Source organism: Mucilaginibacter sp. P4_D1 (assembly GCF_056401935.1).
The window spans coordinates 143,178-161,928 of the sequence record NZ_JBFUIJ010000005.1; the positions used below are offsets into that span (position 1 = coordinate 143,178).

Below are 18,751 nucleotides of genomic sequence, written 5' to 3' on the forward strand. Positions count from 1 at the left end.
CCCTGCCAGGTGTTAATCGCCAATCTTTATGCCCACCCTTACCGGTTTGCTGTCGCTGGCAAATGTAAAGGCTTCTGATACCTCATCCAAGGTATATTCCTTTTCAATCAGCGCCTCAAAAGGGTATTTGGTGTAATTGTTTTCTATAAACACGGTCGCATTTACAAAATCCTCATAATTATAATTATGCAAGCCCCTTATTTGTAAAACTTTGCGTACAACCTTTTGCGCATCTACCTGTACCGGCTTAGCGGGAAACACGGCTCCTATCCATATGGCTATACCGCCCAGGGCCAGCGAATCGATCCCTGTGAGCATGGCCAGTGGGCTGCCTGTCATATCAAATACAACATCAACCTCGGGCCATGGCAGGCCTGTTGCGTCGTCGGCCGGCGAAATGTAGTTTTCATCGGCACCAAACTTTTCGCCCCAATGCAGGCGCGACTCATCGTTATCAATTAAACCAATCCATGACGCACCTGCTTCTTTACTCATGGCCACGCATGACAGGCCCAACAAGCCCGCGCCAAAAACCAGCACTCTTTTACCGGCAATATCCCCGGCTATCCTAAGCGCCCCGGTAACCGTTGCATGGGCGCAACTAATGGTGGCAGCCACCTGCACGGGAATATCAGCGGAAATTTTGATAAGTGCCGTGTTGGCATGCAGTACACAATAGTCGGCAAGGCCGCCGTTAAATACATCGTTGCCATTGGCCAATGCATGGCCGTATTTAAAAAGCTGGTCGCTTTTTTGGGGCATATCGGGCCTTGGCGCGGTTACATCAGCAGGTACCGAAAATATAGACCAGGTAACCCTATCCCCCACTTTAATATCATCACCCCTGAAATCTTTTGCCGGATGGGCCGGGTCGATATACAGGATATCGCCCACAATTTCGTGCCCCAAAACTACCTGTGCCGGCTCAACGCGCCGACCGCAATAGGTATGTATATCGCTGCCGCAAAGCGTGGTGTAAAGGTTTTTTACCAATATTTCGCCGGGTTTAATAACCGGCAATTCCCGTTCTATAAATTCAAATGGCAGGCCGGCACCGTTAAATACGGCCGCCTTGCCAGCCGGGAACCGGAGCAATTTGTTGTTCATTCCTTTTTAACTTTATTTTAAAATACCAATGGCAAAACAATACAATGAGCGCCCCGGCAATACCCAGGGCAATACATATTTTCAAAAAAATAAACAGTATCGAATCAGTAGAAGGCGTGAAATATCTTAACAACATAAGTACGATATAACCTGTATACCCAACCGAATCAACAATATACATCAGGAAGCCAACATTTGCACGCTCTTTGGTTACGGCTATCAGGCGCTCAAATACGATGGAATGTATGGCCACATAAGGCATATAAACGCCCAGGCCCAACAGCACCATAAAGTTGAAAGTACCCAAACCGTGATTTAAGCCCCAAACAGCAGCCAACAAAATAATAAAGCCCGCGAGGCAAATAAAGAGCGAAAACCGGAACGCTTTATAATGATTGCTAATAAAAACCGCGAAACTGATAATAACTATAACAGCGAAGGAAACCAACAACTCCGATTGGGTAAAGGTAGCCGGCGTTTGATGAAAGCCTAAGCCGGCCCATAACTCGGGAGCAAAGTCGGCACGTACGCTGCGTAGTAAGGTTACAAATAAATAAACCGTTATGATGCCTATAAGCCCCGGTGCATATTTTATAAAAAAGTCGCGCCTGTCCTTACTGCACATAGGCTCCCTTGCCGATCGTTCGGCCACATCGGCGGCAGATGGCAAGGGCACAAACGCCAGCATACCTATAAAAATCAATGTAGGCACGGCAAACAGCAGGCCCGCAAAAAAAGGCATCCAGCTTTCGGTAACTCCATAGTTCAACAGCATGGTACCTAACGATTTGGATACCCCATCAGATACGATGAAGCTGGCGCACAGCCCTGCAATTAAAAACTCGGTATGCTTGCGGCCTTCTAAAAAGCCCAGCACCAGGCCAAATATCACCCCAAGGGATAAACCATTCAGCAGCAGGCAAATTATATTCCAGGGGCGTGGTACAAAGCCAAAAAGCAGCAACATCAACTCGGCAAAGGCTATAAAGCCCAAAATGGCCCGGATACGCTGATGTGGTTTTATTTCCGAAACTACTTTTATCCCTACCCACTTGGCAATAACATAACCAATGGTTTGTGCAATAATGAGCAGGAATTTATAGTTAATACCCCAAAACATGGCATCGGCATAGGTAGCCGCGGTATAGGGCTTACGAAACCCGTACATACAAAAATAAGTACCAAACGCTGCCACTAACGCCCAGGCCGGATTCGAAACTATTTTTTGCAGACGAACTGAAAAATTATGTTGATGCATAACTGGTTGCAGAAATTGCTTTTGCATCGGATCATAGTGCAGCCGAATTGAGCCAAACTGATTACAGCTCCTTATAAAACAATCAAACTATTAATAAACGCCAAATATAAGGTGGCTAAATGGATAGCCTGTGTTTACTGTTTTATTAAATTGTTATTTAATTGTTAGGCATTATATAGCAAAGTATCTACAGTTTGGTATAATCCGCCAACCAGCGCACTATTTTTCAAACTTTATTTAACAGCGTTTTTTTTAAGTTAATTTCTTTTATCTATTTTCAGAATTACGAAAACAATCCCGGCTTTCATTTGTGCTATTGCAGATCCGGTTTTTTTAAGCGTAGCAACTCAAAATCAGCTTGCAATATTTTACAAATATCTACCTGTTCGGACGGCGTTGGTATCTCATTTAAATAATGGTATTGTCGCCCCTATGTTATGGAAGTAAATAAGCTATCGGAACAATTGAACGTTGCCAATAAAGAATTGGTAAGCCAGCATCAGAAAAACGAACAACTTGCCGAAGATTTAAGCCAGGCACTGATGAAACTTGAACTGCAAAACCAGGAAAAAGGAAAGTGGGCTGATGAATTGATGATTGCAAACGTCGAGCTTAATTTTCAGAACGTTGAAAAACGAAAACGCGCCGAAGAACTGCTTATTGCAAACAAAGAACTTGATTTTCAGAACGAAGAAAAGGAAAAACGAGCCGCCGAGCTTGTACTTGCTTATGCCCAGCTGAGTTTTCAGAACGCGGAAAAGGAGAAACGTGCTGCCGAACTGATATTGGCCAATACTGAACTAATTTTTCAAAACCAGGAAAAAGAAAAACGGGCCGCCGAATTAATTATAGCCAATACCGAATTAATTTTTCAAAACCTGGAGAAGGAAAAACGGGCTAACGAACTAATTATAGCCAACAAAGAACTTGTTTTTCAGAACCTGGAGAAGGAAAAACGGGCTAACGAACTAATTATAGCTAATAAAGAACTTGTTTACCAAAGCAAAGAAAAAGACAAGCGCGCCGCCGAGCTGATTATTGCCAATATTGAACTCGATTTACAGGATGAAGAAAAAGGAAGGCGGGCCGCCGAGCTGCTTGCGGCCCTTAAGGAGCTTGATTTCCAGGACGAAGAAAAGGGCAAACGTGCCGCCGAGTTAATTATGGCTAACCGGGAAATACAAGCGCAAAAGCAGGAAAAAGTACGACGTGCTGCCGCCGAAGCCAAAAAAGATGAGTTTTTTAACATGGTAAGCCACGAATTTAAAACCCCGCTAACCAATATTAAGGCCATTAACCAGTTATTGGAGAAAACAGCCGATAAAACCGACAAAACTTACGCATTCATTTTAAATGCCAACCACAGTATTAAACGCCTGGAGCGGTTAATTGAAGATTTGCTGGATGTTACCCGTATAAATGCAGGACTGATAGATTTAAATATAGCCGAATTTAATTTTACAGATGCCCTTACCCATAGTATTGGTAATGTGCAGCTAACAGCCGACAGGCACAAGATTTTATTGGAAAACTCCGTCAGCATAAAATACCTGGGCGACCAGTTCCGGATAGAACAAGTAATGGTAAACCTGTTGAATAATGCAATCAAATATTCGCCCCAGGCTGATAAAATATTAGTTAAAGCCGAAATTGCAGCGGGTAGTATCATGGTAATTGTGGAGGATTTTGGAATTGGAATTGCCAAAGAAGATATAGACCAGTTGTTTCAGCGATTTTACCGCGTAAGCAAGACAGCTATGCTTTACCAAGGTGTAGGTTTGGGCCTTTACATTGCAGCAGAGATCATTAAGAAACACAACGGAATTTTCAGTATTGAAAGCGAACTTGGTAAAGGCAGTCGCTTTTGCTTTAGCCTGCCCTTAAATACATAAGCCCTTAAATAAATTACATTAAATACAAAAGCTATTGCTTAACTTGTTGGCCTTATCCAATTATCAACGTACCAATTATGTCGTCATTGTTAGCCTATAAGGAGCCGTCTATCAAAGTAACCCAGGAGCATCTGAAGATAGCGCTCGACCAGGTTCAATTAGGTTTTTGGGAGCTTGACCTTAGCAATTACTCGCTTAACTGTACCTCCAAATGTAAAACTAACATTGGCATCGGCGAAAACGAAACATTGGATTACGATAAGCTGCTAAACTGTATACTGCCCGATGACAGGCCGCTAATGCCCGAAGCAATTATTGAAGCCATTCAATCTGCATCGGGGGTTTATAGCCTGCAATACCGGGTAAGGCATGCTGATAATACCATTCATTGGATTGATGCAAAGGGCACGGTACTATTTGATGCGGCAGCGCCCACCCACATTATAGGCACCATGGTTGATATCACCGAGAAGAAAGACCTGGAGCTTTTAAGGGATGAACTTTTTAATGTAACCACACATGAACTTAAAACACCCCTATCGGCAGTTAAGGGCTATTTGCAACTATTAGATAGGTTTATTGCCGGCATTGGCGATGAAAAAATCACCCAGGTTGCCAAACGAGCCCTCGGTTCGGTAGAAAGGATTACCAGGTTGTTGAATGAAATGGCCGATCCGGCCAACCTATCCAACCACATTAAACTGGCTAAAGATTCATTTGATTTAAACGCCCTTGGCGAAGAAATTGCCGCTAATGCTATGCTGATAAACCCTGAATACAACATTCGGGTGGCTACCACAAATGATAAAAACCTGGTATTTGCAGATAGATACCGTATTGCCCAGGTGCTAACCAATTTGGTTAATAATGCCGTTAAATACTCGCCCGATTGTACCAATATCGTGGTATACATTGGCGCAAACGACAAAGAAGTAAAAGTACAGGTTAAAGATTTTGGCATCGGCCTGCCCAAAAGCGAACATCACAAGGTGTTCCAAAAATTTTACCGGGCAACATCAACGCCACAAAACATACCGGGATTTGGCATCGGCTTATTTTTAAGCGCCGAAATCATCATCAGGCATGGTGGCATTATTGGTGTAGATGATGACGAATTGGCAAACGGTACCTGTTTTTATTTTACCCTGCCGGTACCTGCTGTTGGTTAAAATAAAATCCCACTCCTTCGCAAACCGATTAAACAGGTATTAAAAAAGGCTGCCGATGAATTGGTACTATCGGCCAGGGCCAATCGCCCAATCAAAATTTATTCCTATTTTAGTGGTTTACCCAATTACTTATAGATGAGAAAATATTATCTATCCCTGTTATTTGCAGCTGCTTTTGGTTGTGCTTATGCACAGCAACCTGTCACCATTAAAAAAATTACAGCTGGCACCGTAAAATACCAGGGCGGCACCAATACCTGCTGGTCGTTTTCAACTACGTCGCTGGTTGAATCGGCCGAGATAGCGAATGATAAAAAAGATATTGACATTTCGGAATTATATACCTCGCGTAACCTGTTTATTGAAAAGGCAAAGCGTTATATTCTGTCAAATGGCACAAGTTTATTTGAGGCCGGCGGCCTGGCCCATGATGCCATGTACGGGATAGAAAAATACGGCGCTATCCCCAACGAGTTTTATGCACGTAAAAAAGGTGTCGAATTTTCAGATAAAAGCAACAGGCAAACCGACGAAATCCTGAAAAGCTACCTCGATTCGGTGCTTAAAACAAAACCCATTGATGCCAACTGGCTGGCCGGGTTTATTAAAAAGCATGACGATATTGTTGGCATTCCACCAGCCAAATTTACCTGGGAGGGTAAAAAATATACGCCGCTTAGCTTTGCAAAGGATGTTTTAAAATTCAACAGGCAGCAATACGCCACCATAACCTCGTTTACGCACCATCCATTTTACGAAAACTTTCCGCTGGAAATTCCCGATAACTTTTTGCTGCGCGAAAATTACCTGAATGTACCGTTGGATGAGTTGATAGCAATTGCCAAAACAACCATCGAAAAAGGCCAATCGCTGGTAGTTGATATGGATGTAAGCAATAATGGCTGGAACTGCGGTAAAGCAGGCTACGCCCTGTTTGAAGACAAACGCTTTTACCGGGTGGGCAACGCCGATACAGCAGAGATGGCGTATAGCGTACCGCTAAGACAACAGCTATTTGAAACCCTGGTAACGCAGGACGATCACCTTATCCATATTGTAGGTATCGCCAAAAGCAAAGCCGGCAAATTATTTTTTATCCTGAAAGATTCGGGCGGCGATCACTACGGGCCATTTAAGGGCTACGACTATGTATCGGTAAATTATTTTGCGATAAATGCATTAAGCATCACCGTGCCGGTAAATTCCCTGGATGAAAAGTACGCTAAACTGGTAAAGGCCCCGGTACCGCTTATTAATTAAAAACGGGAGACAACGCAATAGACAGAAAGCAGTTAAAAAGCCGGATCAGGATTCAAAATACTCAACAGGCTCCAAATCACCCAGTTCCTCATCAGTAAATAACCTGGAGCGAATAATAAACCTTATCCCAATCGGGATTTCGATTGAAAAACTGCTGCCGCGGCCGGGGGTAACATCCAGCGTAAGGTGTGTGTGTTTCCAGTATTCAAACTGATCAATGCTCATGAAAAATTCGCAACCTGCAATCTCGCCTATTTTTACGTCGCTGCTGCCAATTTTAAAGTCGCCTTTTTCAAAACACATGGGCGATGAGCCATCGCAGCAACCGCCACTTTGATGAAACATCAATTCGCCAAACCGGGATTTTAACTCAGCTATTACTTTTTCGGCTTCTGGGGTAATGGATACTCTTTTGGTCATGGTGTGATAGTTGTTTCAATTCTCCTCTTGAGAGCTACTGCATGTATACAGTTTTTAGATAAAAAGAAATGTCATTTCGAACGAGGTACGAGGAGAAATCTTGTAAGCCCTGCATTCCGATGGACTTGTCGAGATGCAGGGCTTACAAGATTTCTCCTCACCCCACCGCTAACATCCACCTCTGATTCGTTCGAAATGACATTTTGTTTATTTGATGATACTAATCTAAAAAATGTTCCTCCCAATCTCGATAGGAGAATCCCGCTTTCCCTCGCATTTGATTTGCAATAAACTAATAAAAGGCGCCGCAAAATCCCAAACACTTCGCGGTCGCCTTTAACATTACCAGGCTAAAAGAAGCCCAGTTTGTTCTTATTATAGGAGATCAGCATATTCTTGGTTTGCCTGTAGTAGTTCAGCATCATTTTGTGATTTTCGCGACCAAAGCCCGATTTTTTGTAACCACCAAAGGGTGCATGTGCCGGATAAGCATGGTAATTATTAACCCAAACCCTGCCTGCCTGAATAGCACGGGGCACCTGGTAAATTTCGTGAGCGTCGCGCGTCCACACACCGGCACCTAACCCGTAAAGGGTATCGTTGGCAATTTCAATAGCCTCTTCGGTAGTTTTAAAGGTTGTAACCGATACCACCGGGCCAAAAATTTCTTCCTGGAAAATGCGCATTTTATTATGCCCCTTAAAAATAGTTGGCTGTATATAATAGCCGCCACCTAACTCATCGGGCAATTTTTGAGCGCCACCGCCGGCCAGCACCTCTGCTCCTTCTTTTTTACCAATATCCAGGTAACTCAGAATTTTTTCATATTGATCATTAGATGCCTGAGCGCCCATCATGGTAGTTGAATCCAATGGGTTCCCCATAATGATGGCATTTGTGCGGGCAATTACACGTTCGATAAATTTTTCGTAAATATTCTCGTGCACCAGCATACGCGACGGGCAGGTACAAACTTCGCCCTGGTTTAAAGCAAATAATACGGCGCCTTCTACTGCTTTATCAAAAAACTCATCGTCAGCATCGCCCACAGACTCAAAGAAGATGTTTGGCGATTTACCACCCAACTCCATGGTTACTGGGATTAAATTCTCTGAGGCGTATTGCATAATTAACCTGCCTGTTGTGGTTTCGCCGGTGAAAGCTACCTTACTGATGCGCGGATTGGTAGCCAGCGGCTTACCTGCTTCGGGACCAAACCCGGTAACAACGTTTAACACTCCGGCAGGCAAAACATCGCCTATAAGTTCCATTAGCACCATAATACTGGTTGGCGTTTGCTCGGCAGGTTTTACAACCACACAACAACCGGCCGCTAAAGCAGGTGCTATTTTCCATGTGGCCATTAATAATGGGAAGTTCCAGGGAATAATCTGGCCAACTACGCCAAGAGGCTCCTGCAGGTTAATACTTACGGTAAATTCGTCGTGCTCAGATATGCTGCTTTCTTCGGCGCGGATGGCACCTGCAAAATAACGAAAGTGGTCAACACACAGCGGCAAATCGGCAGCCATGGTTTCGCGGATGGCTTTCCCGTTATCAATCGTCTCTACCGTGGCCAGGTAGCTTAGGTTATCTTCAATTATCTGCGCTATTTTAAGCAATAAGTTACTGCGGGTAGTGGCTGCGGTTTTGCTCCAGGTTTTAAATGCTTCTGTGGCAGCATCAACAGCTGCTTCAATATCTTCTTTGGTTGATCGGGCGGCTTTGGTAAAAACTTTGCCATCAATAGGCGAAATGTTGTCAAAATATTCGCCTTTAACAGGCGGAACAAATTTACCGCCAATAAAATTGTCGTACTTATCCTTAAAGGATGGTCTTTGGGCTACACTCATACTGTTTATTTTTAAAATTGGTTAGGCTAAGTTACCAGCCCGTTGTATCGGGTATTTGCACGATACTCTCAATTGGGTGCATTATAATTTCAATTTTAAAATGAATTATAAACTACCAATTAGTATGTCTAATTTTATTTAATAATAAACCAATTATGACCGAGAGAAACCTGGTATCTCCGTTTGCCCTTAGCGGTAAACGCGAGTTGCACACGCTGGTAGAAAATCGCCGTGCATATACGTTAAACCACTGCGAACTAAATATTTACGAAACCTATCAGCGCAGCGAGCTGGTTCCGCTTACTTTTGATGACCTTGTTATTACCAGTATGCTACGCGGCAAAAAAGTAATGCACCTGTTTGATAAACCCGGTTTTGATTACCTGCCCGGCGAAACGGTGATAGTACCGCCAAATGTTACCATGACTATTGATTTCCCCGAGGCATCCGAGCTTAACCCTTCGCAGTGTACCGCCCTGGCCATAAATCATCACGAAATAAAAAGTACCCTTGATTTTTTGAATGAGAATTACCCGCGCGCTGACGACGACCTATGGAAGCTAAACTACCAGCAATTCCACTTTTTTAATAATCATGAACTGGCCCAGCTGATTAATAAACTCATCAGTATAAGCACCGGCGATGTGTTAACCAAAGACGTACTGGCCAATTTAACGCTGAAAGAACTTTTGATACGCATAATGCAAATGCAAAACCTGCATATTGTACAAGATAATATGCAGCAACTATCAACAGGAAACCGTTTTGCTTATATTTTACAATACATTAAAAACCACCTTACCGAAAAGCTGAACATCGACGCCCTGAGCCAAATGGCTTATATGAGCAAGGCCAGCTTTTTCAGGGCATTTAAGCATGAAATGGGAATTTCGCCGGTTGATTATATTATTAAGGAGCGGATACAGTTTGCCAAACAACTATTGCATAATCCGTATTGCAGCATTGCCGATGCCTGCTTTAAAGCAGGATTTAACAACCAGCATTATTTTAGCAGGGCGTTCCGCAAAATTACCGGTACCACACCAAGTTTTTATAAGGCGGGGATTGTAAAGGGGGTGAATTAAACTTTGCGCTCCCAACCATCGGGATTTGGGAATCCCGAATAACACGTCATATTTTTTTACAAACCTACCCTAATACCAGGAATGACAAGGCTGTTTTCTATACTTACTTTTAACTTAGGCCGCTACCCCATCAGCATTAATAACCTCGGCCGGATCGATCTCCAATACCCGGCAAATCTTAAAAAATCGCTCTAAGGTTAGTTTAACATAGCCCAATTCAATTTTACTGTAGGTATTTTGCGATACATTCAACTTTGCAGCAAGATATTCCTGCGAGTAAGCCAACCGTATCCTGGTATTACGGATGTTTTCGGCTATGGTTTTTACGCTGTGGTTTACTAAGGCACTCATTGGTTATGGCTTATTATTTATTACATAAACGCAATAAACAATAAGCCGGATTTACCGAATATTCACTTACTTCAATAAAGAGTAATCGCGTAGGTTGTACGTTTGATTATAAGGAGCAAAAAAATATTTTCACCTTAGCCATACTCCCTTACACCGTTTGCCCAACTTTGCCTTTCCAGAAATTAAACTTGTAATAAAAGCTATCAAAATCAAAGGGCTTGGTAATATAATCGTCCATCCCGGCTTCCAGGCATTCCTGTTTATCTTTTTCGTATGCACCGGCCGTCATAGCGATGATGATTGGGCGCTTTTCACCATATTGCCTGATAATCTCGCGGGTGGCTTGCAGGCCATCCATTTCGGGCATTTGTACGTCCATCATCACAATATCATAACGTTGCCGCTCCAGAGATGATAATACTTCCAGCCCATTGGCTACCACATCGCACCGATGGCCAATGTTTTGTAAAGCCTTGATCACTATTTTCTGATTAATCAGGTTATCTTCTGCCACTAAAACTGCCAAATGCTCATCGTCAACAACCGGAACATTTTTTATAATATCTGCTAACACCGGGGTTCCTTTAGTAATTCCTTCTGCCTGCGATATGGTATCAACAAGCATTTTTTGGAAGTATGATTGTTTAATGGGCTTATCCAATATGGCTGTAAAAAGCTTGCGGTCTTTTTTCTGCTCTGCCGGAAAATGCCCCGCCGAACTGAAAAGCACCATCGGTACTTCTTTGCCATATTTTTTTGCAATTTGCTTTGCTACATCAATGCCGTTCATTTCGGGCATTAGCATATCAATAACTACAATATCGTACTTGCGCTTAGCCATGGCAGCTACACCCTGTTTGCCGGTAGTAAAAACATCGGCATGCATACCCCAATGTTCGCAATGCCCTTTCAGGATACGTAAGTTGGTCACATTATCATCTATCAGCAATGCATATTTACCGGTAAGTTCTTTTAGCGCTATTACGGGTTTAAATGCCTTGATCTGCGCATCGGTGCGCAAATGAATAGTAAATTTAAAGGTGGTACCTACATTTACCTCGCTCTCTACCCAAATGCGGCCGTTCATCTTCTCCACCAAACGGGCGCTAATGGCCAGTCCCAGGCCTGTGCCGCCGTATTTACGGGTGGTAGATGAATCAACCTGGCTAAATGAGCTAAATAGTTTGTGCATCTTATCGGCAGGGATACCTATACCGCTATCCTTAACCGAAAATTCAAGTTCGTAATTATTGCCTTTTTTTGATACCAATTTAATACTGGTCAGGATTTCGCCGCTTGGGGTAAATTTAATGGCGTTACCCACCAGGTTCATCACAATCTGGCGCAGGCGTGTCATATCGCCTATTACCTCCATCGGTATCTCCGGATCGACCATATAAAGCAGGTCGATATCCTTTTCGTAAGCCTTCAGCGCAAGCAGGTCATAAGTTTCCTCAATGATTTTATGTACAAAAAACGGGTGTTCTTCCAGTTCAAGTTTGCCCGATTCAATTTTAGAGAAATCGAGGATCTCGTTGATTATCTCGAGCAAGGCATCCGCGCTCAGCCGGATAGATTCCACAAAATCAAATTGCTCTTCATCCAAACGGGTATTACGTAACAGGCTGGTCATCCCGATAACACCATTCATTGGCGTACGGATTTCGTGGCTCATATTAGCCAGGAATTCCGATTTGGCTTTATTCTGAGCTTCAGCCAATTCGCTTTTCTCTTCCAACTTCACATTTAGCTCTTTTAAATGCAAGTCGGCAAGGTATTGTTGGGTAATGTTTTCAAATGTCCATAACATCCCGCTTACGTGCTCGGATACGGTAGGCCGGGCACACACACTCAACACCAGCACATCGGCACCTTCAAAAATCCATTGCCAATTGTCAATACGCTTGTCCTTTGATTTAAAAAACTCCATCCCCCGGCGAAATAGCTCTTCTTTATTTGTAGCCCTATCGCGCAGTTGTTGCATGGCAGCTGATAACAACGCAGGCTGCACATTACCGCCTGGCAAACCGAACAACTTAGCGGCATGATCATTTACCCAGCTGTTTTTACCGGTATCGTCGGCAAAAACAATGCTCTGCGGTACAGTTTGCAAGATGCCATTAAAGCGTACTTTTAACTCTTCGAGCGAATAATAAGTGGTGGATAGCTTTGCCGTTTCGTCTATCTTGGCTGCGCAACTTTGAACAAACTCTTTAAAATCGTCATTAAAGCTGAAGTTATTTTCCCAGGCTAACAATATATAACCTTTGGTATCGCCCTGCACAATAGGCAGCACCGCCAACGACGCCGGGGTATTTAGCAATTCAATAGTTTTGATGTTGATATGGGGGTACTGCTGATCAAAATATTGAACACTTTTATCATCAGCGAACGCGGATATTGCGGCAGGGTCAATATAAACCACCTCGTTCTCCTGCGAATCAGGAGTGTAAACTCTAACCGTAATGCTGTCTTCAATTTTAAACAACAATACAGTCGATGCTCCTGATAATTCCTTTAAATACGCAATGCTACGCCGCATGATGGTTTCCCATTTTTCAAAACGGTCAACCACGCCCAGCCGGGTTATAAAATTGAGCGCTCTTTTTGCCCAGTTTATATTTGAAGTGTCAGGCAGCAAACTATATGAATGATTTAATGGCGGCTATAACTTCTGTAGGCGCACTGATGTGTGGAAAATGCCCTGTGGCATTTATTATTTTTAGTTCGCTTCCCTTGATATGCTCGTGCAGGTATTCGGCTACTTCTAATGGAACAGCAATATCATGCCTGGTTTGAAGTAACAGAACTTCTTTATCCAGTTTCTCAACCTCATTGCGCAAATCTGATTCGAAAATTACTTTAGCAACCGATAAAGCAACGTCCGGGCGGATGGCAGATAAACTATAAGCAAAATATTCGCCTAACTCCGGGCGGTCCGGATTACCCATGGCATAATTCGAAAAGCCGCTTACCCACGCATAATAGTTATTGGTCATGGCATCGTACATACTATCGAGCGCGGGTTGGGTAAAACCGCCTGTATAACCAACACTTTCGTCATTTATATAACGCGGTGAAGCGCCTATAAAAACCATCTTGCCAAAATACTTTGGTGCTTTATTGGCCGCCAGTAAGCTAATCATCGAACTTACGGAATGCGCTATAATAGTGGCATCATAAAGCCCCAGGTCGGCCATAATGACCAGCATGTCATCGGCATATGTATTTATATGATGATATTTGATAGGGCTGTAAGCATCCGGATCGGCGCTGCCTCCTCCCACATTATCGTATAACACCAGGCGGTAATCGTCCTTAAAAGCTTCTTTTACCCAGTTCCATGCGGTTTGGTCGGTTCCAAAACCATGTGCAAATAACAATGTTTTTGCAGATTCAAGATTACCTTCGATTGTAAMATTATTCTTTTTTTGAATTGCGGGGGTCATACAAAAATCAATAGTAAAGTATCAGCTCAGATAAAGTACGAAAAAAAGCGAAGGTAGGATTTGAAAAGAAGCAAAAAAATTAAAAAAATATTAAAATTAAGCGATAATAGAAATATCAGTATGACACTGCGCTGCGCGAAAGCGTACATCTGCTGTATCAAAAATGAACAGAGCCGAACATACATGCAACTTAACTTATTGATATACAATAAAATAAAAGCATGGCATTTGGTTTGCTTTGTACATTTTACTAAGGGAAAGCACCATGAAGCACCATAAACAACTGGAACGGCGCACGTTTTTACAAGACCGTTTTGATATTTTAATTAAACGACAAAAAAATGGCACAGCTACCTTTAACGAGCTTACCGAACTTGACGATATTGTAAACCGCGACCCTGCCATCCGCGAAAGCATCCTGGTAGAAATGCAGGAAGGCGATGCATCTGATGATCATACACTGTCTATTGAAAAGGCGCCTATTGAGCCGACAAAAAAACTGAACCTGCTTGACGTGATCCGAGGATTTATTAACAGATGGTTTGTAGCAGAACCTACCGGAATGAAAACGGTATTGATTTAGAATAATATTGACAGACCACTACTTTTTTGGCACGGCAGTTTAAGCGCGGATATCGAGAGAGCAAAAGGCAAAGGGGAAAAACATAACATACCTTTTACCTTTCACCCTTTACCTTTCACCTTCACCTACTCGCTCCTCAAACTTTTTACCGGGTTCATCAAAGCAGCTTTAACCGCCTGGAAGCTTATGGTAGCAAAGGCAATAAGTATGGCCATAAACCCGGCAAATACAAATACCAGCCAGCTTACATTTATTTTGTAGGCAAAATCCTGCAGCCATTTATACATGGCGTACCAGGCCAGGGGCGACGCGATAAGAATTGCTATCAAAACTAATTTTATGAAATCGCGGGCCAGCAGGCTTACTATACCGCTTACACTTGCACCTAACACTTTGCGCACGCCAATTTCGCGGGTACGCACCTGGGCGGTGTAGGCGGCCAAACCCAATAAACCAAGGCATGATATAAATATGGCAATACCAGCAAAATAGCTGAATAGCTTACCCTCCTGCTGCTCGCTTTGGTACATTTTATTGAAAAGATCATCCAGAAAATTGTAGGCAAATGGGTACTCGCCATTATATTGTTTAAATTGCTTCCCGGCCGCACTTATTGCCTTCTGCACATCGCGACCAGTGGTTTTAATGTAGATGGTGTTTAGGTACGCGGGCTTGTACCAAAACATGGCAGGTGCAATTTTCACTTTCATAGATGCGTAATGAAAATTTTTGACTACGCCTATGATGGTGCCCTTAACACCTTGCATGGTAAAACTTTTGCCTATAGGGTTAGTGATACCCATTTCCTTGATGGCTGCTTCATTCAACACATAATACGAAGTATCAGCTATCGAACCGGTAAACGTAGTCCCCTCTTTCATATTCATTTTAAAAAAGGATACCATGTCCTTATCCACCACAATCGGGTGAATCATCATGTTTTGTTTAGGATCTTTACCGTCCCAATCCAGCCAGCCCGTAAAACCGCCAAAGCGCACTATATTTTGGTTAGACCGGGTGACGGCCAGTACGCCGGGTTGCTTCAATAGTTCGGCCTTCACCGCATCATAGTGCGATGCCATATCACGCATCCAAAAGCTAATTACATTCTCCTTATCATAGCCCAAATTCTTCTGCCGGATGTAGTTTAACTGCCCCGTAATAACCATGGTACTGATGATAAGCACAATCGAAAACACAAACTGGGTTACCACCAATATTTTGCGGAATAACACATCGCCAATACCTGCCGAGATTTTCCCTTTTAAAGCTTTTAACGGCTCGAATGAAGACAGCAGCAAAGCAGGGTAAATACTCGATAGCGCTAAGGTGCCGCCGATGGCAGCGAGAAGAATGAGCCATACCTGATAGTCGCCAAGGTTAAACATCATTTGCTTGTTGAGCAGATGGTTAAACATCGGCATTAATATAAATATCAACCCGATTGCCAACAGTGCGGCCAGCGAAAACAGTAATGCCGTCTCCACAATAAACTGCATAAACAGCTGCATTTTGGCTGCGCCGATAATTTTACGCATGCTGATTTCTTTTGACCGGAGCATAGATCGCGCGGTTGAAAGGTTTACATAATTGATGCAGGCGATAACCAGTATCAACAGCGCTATGATAATAAAGATGCGCACGGTAGATATACCCCTATCCGTCATATCAGCATTGTATAGGCGCATTTTAGATATCGGCAACAGCAGGTATTCGGCATCAGTATCATCAGCCTTATGGTTAAGGTGAATCTGGCGTATTTTGGTGGTTAATGCTTTAGTTGCCGAGCCCGGTTTGAGCTGTAAATACGTTTCATAATTAAAAAAGCTGAAGTTATTACTGAGGTCGTTTTTGCTTGCCAGCATCGCTTTTTCGTGAAAGCTCATAGGCATCAGCATATCGTAATTGATGCTGGAGTTTTTAGGAAAATCAGCTATTACACCGCTTACTGTAAAATTGGCTTTGTTCCCGTCTGCAATGATGACTTTACCAATCGGATCCTGATCGCCAAAGAATTTTTGCGCGGTTTTTTGGGTGATAACAACTGAATTATCATCATTAAATGGCTTGTCTGCATCCCCTTTTATCAAATGAAAATCGAACATCGAAAAAAACGAAGGATCAGTAAAGGCGGCATTCTCATCTCCAAAAACCTTATCCTTGTATTTGTACAGCGAAAAATTATAATTACCGGTAATGCGTACACACTCCTTCACCTCGGTTAATTGCTGTTTGGCCATAGGGCCAATAGGCGCTACGCCTACACTATATATCTGCCTGCTGGCACCCGTGCCGCCAAACAATTCCAGCCGGTAAATATCCGGCGCTTTGGTATGGAAACTATCAAAACTTAATTCATCCTGCACCCAAATGAGTATCAGGATACCAATAGCCAAACCAAGGGTTAAACCGGCTATATTGATAACCGAATAAAACTTATTCTTGAGCAAATTTCGCCAGGCTGTTTTTAGATAATTTTTGAACACAGTATTGAATTTGAAAATTAATATCGATTTGAAAATTTGAGGATTTGAAAATTTGAAAATGAGTTTGATGATTATTGCTATGGGAATAAGCCTTCGCTGCCAGGCGTTTCCGTTGCATTTTCAAATCCTCAAATTTTCAAATCTTCAAATTAAAAACTACTTCGCTTTCCTGATATACACCGCGCCAAAGGTGGTTTTCATCATTAGTTCGGGGCCGCCGCCTGCAATTTTGCCGTATACCCATTCATCAACTTTCAGGCCGTACATGCCGTCTTTATTGGTGCGGGTTACGTTGGGCTTTTGTTGCTCGGTGGATACATCAAAATCGGTAAATATATCGCCTCTGTCCGATTTCAATTTTACATTGGCCTTCAGGCTTGCAGGAAAGGTAACATCGATTTTGCCATTCAGGGTCGAAAATGCCATAGCTGCTTTTGGGTCGATGGATTTAAAAGTAACGATTACCGGGCCGTTTACGGTGGTTGCTACCACAGAACCCGATATATCTGTAAGTTTTATAGAACCATTTACGTTACTTACTTCCAATTCACCATCCAGGTTGCTGCCTGTAATATCGCCGCCATTTACAGTTGATATTTTAAAAGTGGACGTGGTTTTAGGAACCTTGATGGTTAAATTAACCTGTTTGCCCATGCTGCTGTGTACTGTTACCTGGTTGTTATTTTCCTGGGCGCTGATATCCATGCCGTTGCTGTTTAAACGATGCATACCGTTTACTTTTTCCTTTTCTTTATCCCGGTCTTTGCGTTTTTCATCGAGCTGACCTTCAACAACAATACTTTTACCTTCGTAGCCTATCACCGTAATTGATCCATCTATCAAGCCTACGTTCAGTTTAAAGGGTTTGCCGGGATCGCTCAGCGGAACTACCAGTTGTTCCTGCGCCAAAAGCCGGGTTGTTATCAGGGTAGCTATCGCGAATACACTTAAAAATTTTATCGTTTTCATCTTATCGTTTGTTATTGTTGTTTTTTGATATAAATATTCCCGTTAAGGGTCTCGAATTTGAATAGTTTACCGCCCGAACCGATACGCACATCAGAATTGGAACTGAGTTTATAAGTAGTGCCCGCCCCACTTTTTGCCTCGGTTTTTACTACTTTGCTGGGCATTACCTGGGCATCCGGAAAGTCGGTAAAAAACTGCCCGTTCATGCTTTTAAAAGTCAGGTCGGCCGATAGGTTTGCCGGATAGGTAATATTCATTTGCCCGTTGATGGTATGGTACGATGATTCGCCGGGAGGCACAGCCAGGTAATTCACTGTTACCGGGCCATTTACAGTGTGCGCAATGGTGGTTCCTTTGGCGTTGACGATCTCTAATGAGCCGTTTACGTTGTTCACTTTTAATGATCCGTATACATCTTTAACGGTAATATGGCCATCGTTTACTGTTGATACTGCCAGGCTTGCATTAAAGGGCACTTTGATGGTGTAATCCAGGTGTACAATATAATCCCTCCGGTGGCCTTCATCGTTACGGTTCCAGGTATGCGGCCGGGTATCATAAGGTTCGGCAGTATACGCTATCACACTATCCGCTTTCTGATCAAAGCCCAGCTTAACTTCTTTTTTGGCTATGTCAACATCGGCCTGGGTTTTGCCCTTGATGGTTTCGTCAATTTCCATTAATACTTTGTCGCCGCTGTAGCCTTCTACTTTAATGGTTCCCCAAATGTTGTATACTGCAATCGTGCCGCCGCTAACGGCAAATTGTTTGGTAATGTGCTCTTTATACTCCTGTGCCTGTACGCTGTTTTGGGCAAGGCATAGCCCGAGTGCCGAAAAAACGGCAAATAAAACTGGTTTCATAATGGT

At 43.0% G+C, this 18,751-nt stretch carries 15 protein-coding genes; 5 read left to right on the forward strand and 10 right to left on the reverse strand.

What is annotated here, in order from left to right:
* Nucleotides 1–12: 12 nt before the first annotated feature.
* Both AC1DV1_RS07370 and AC1DV1_RS07375 read right to left on the reverse strand, forming a co-directional pair.
* Nucleotides 13–1,107, reverse strand: a complete 1,095-nt coding sequence (locus AC1DV1_RS07370) for an alcohol dehydrogenase catalytic domain-containing protein (protein WP_477357080.1) — start codon at nt 1,105–1,107, stop codon at nt 13–15.
* Nucleotides 1,058–2,275, reverse strand: a complete 1,218-nt coding sequence (locus AC1DV1_RS07375) for a DUF5690 family protein (protein WP_477357082.1) — start codon at nt 2,273–2,275, stop codon at nt 1,058–1,060. Before AC1DV1_RS07375 ends, AC1DV1_RS07370 begins: the two co-directional genes overlap by 50 nt.
* Before the next feature lie 527 nt (nt 2,276–2,802).
* Between AC1DV1_RS07375 and AC1DV1_RS07380 the strand changes: the two genes are divergently transcribed.
* The 3 genes from AC1DV1_RS07380 (at nt 2,803) to AC1DV1_RS07390 (ending at nt 6,686) form a co-directional block, all read left to right on the forward strand.
* Nucleotides 2,803–4,257, forward strand: coding sequence for a sensor histidine kinase (locus AC1DV1_RS07380; RefSeq protein ID WP_477357084.1), 1,455 nt, complete (start codon nt 2,803–2,805; stop codon nt 4,255–4,257).
* Between the two features lie 77 nt (nt 4,258–4,334).
* Nucleotides 4,335–5,426: a PAS domain-containing sensor histidine kinase gene (locus AC1DV1_RS07385; RefSeq protein WP_477357086.1), complete on the forward strand. Its 1,092-nt coding sequence runs from the start codon at nt 4,335–4,337 to the stop codon at nt 5,424–5,426.
* A 135-nt stretch (nt 5,427–5,561) separates the two neighbouring features.
* Nucleotides 5,562–6,686 (forward strand): C1 family peptidase, encoded by a 1,125-nt coding sequence (locus AC1DV1_RS07390; protein ID WP_477357089.1) that lies wholly within the window; start codon nt 5,562–5,564, stop codon nt 6,684–6,686.
* Nucleotides 6,687–6,731: 45 nt separating this feature from the next.
* On the opposite strand, the gene AC1DV1_RS07395 is transcribed toward AC1DV1_RS07390, so the two are convergent.
* Nucleotides 6,732–7,106, reverse strand: a complete 375-nt coding sequence (locus tag AC1DV1_RS07395; RefSeq protein ID WP_477357091.1) for a DUF779 domain-containing protein — start codon at nt 7,104–7,106, stop codon at nt 6,732–6,734.
* 350 nt (nt 7,107–7,456) lie between these two features.
* The gene (locus tag AC1DV1_RS07400) at nt 7,457–8,959 is read right to left on the reverse strand and encodes an aldehyde dehydrogenase family protein (protein ID WP_477357093.1); all 1,503 of its coding nucleotides are present in this window, start codon (nt 8,957–8,959) and stop codon (nt 7,457–7,459) included.
* Nucleotides 8,960–9,114: 155 nt separating this feature from the next.
* Here AC1DV1_RS07400 and AC1DV1_RS07405 point away from each other — a divergent pair, with 155 nt between their 5' ends.
* A complete protein-coding gene (locus AC1DV1_RS07405; RefSeq protein WP_477357095.1) occupies nt 9,115–10,044 on the forward strand; it encodes an AraC family transcriptional regulator in 930 nt (309 codons plus the stop codon).
* Between the two features lie 114 nt (nt 10,045–10,158).
* Here the strand turns inward: AC1DV1_RS07405 and AC1DV1_RS07410 are convergent, their stop codons facing one another.
* From AC1DV1_RS07410 to AC1DV1_RS07420, 3 genes are all read right to left on the reverse strand, one after another.
* On the reverse strand, nt 10,159–10,395 hold the full coding sequence (locus tag AC1DV1_RS07410) for a helix-turn-helix domain-containing protein (RefSeq protein ID WP_147052534.1): 237 nt from the start codon (nt 10,393–10,395) through the stop codon (nt 10,159–10,161).
* Between the two features lie 148 nt (nt 10,396–10,543).
* Nucleotides 10,544–13,036, reverse strand: coding sequence for a response regulator (locus AC1DV1_RS07415; RefSeq protein WP_477357097.1), 2,493 nt, complete (start codon nt 13,034–13,036; stop codon nt 10,544–10,546).
* Nucleotide 13,037: 1 nt separating this feature from the next.
* Nucleotides 13,038–13,844 (reverse strand): alpha/beta fold hydrolase, encoded by an 807-nt coding sequence (locus AC1DV1_RS07420; RefSeq protein ID WP_477357099.1) that lies wholly within the window; start codon nt 13,842–13,844, stop codon nt 13,038–13,040.
* Nucleotides 13,845–14,109: 265 nt separating this feature from the next.
* Between AC1DV1_RS07420 and AC1DV1_RS07425 the strand changes: the two genes are divergently transcribed.
* Nucleotides 14,110–14,427 (forward strand): hypothetical protein, encoded by a 318-nt coding sequence (locus AC1DV1_RS07425; protein WP_477357101.1) that lies wholly within the window; start codon nt 14,110–14,112, stop codon nt 14,425–14,427.
* Between the two features lie 125 nt (nt 14,428–14,552).
* Here the strand turns inward: AC1DV1_RS07425 and AC1DV1_RS07430 are convergent, their stop codons facing one another.
* The 3 genes from AC1DV1_RS07430 to AC1DV1_RS07440 all read right to left on the reverse strand — a co-directional run bounded on the left by AC1DV1_RS07430 (nt 14,553) and on the right by AC1DV1_RS07440 (nt 18,745).
* Nucleotides 14,553–16,913: an ABC transporter permease gene (locus AC1DV1_RS07430; protein ID WP_477357103.1), complete on the reverse strand. Its 2,361-nt coding sequence runs from the start codon at nt 16,911–16,913 to the stop codon at nt 14,553–14,555.
* Between the two features lie 156 nt (nt 16,914–17,069).
* Nucleotides 17,070–17,882, reverse strand: coding sequence for a DUF4097 family beta strand repeat-containing protein (locus AC1DV1_RS07435; RefSeq protein ID WP_477357105.1), 813 nt, complete (start codon nt 17,880–17,882; stop codon nt 17,070–17,072).
* Nucleotides 17,883–17,893: 11 nt separating this feature from the next.
* Complete coding sequence (locus AC1DV1_RS07440; protein ID WP_477357107.1) at nt 17,894–18,745, reverse strand: DUF4097 family beta strand repeat-containing protein; 852 nt, start codon at nt 18,743–18,745, stop codon at nt 17,894–17,896.
* Between the last annotated feature and the right edge of the window lie 6 nt (nt 18,746–18,751).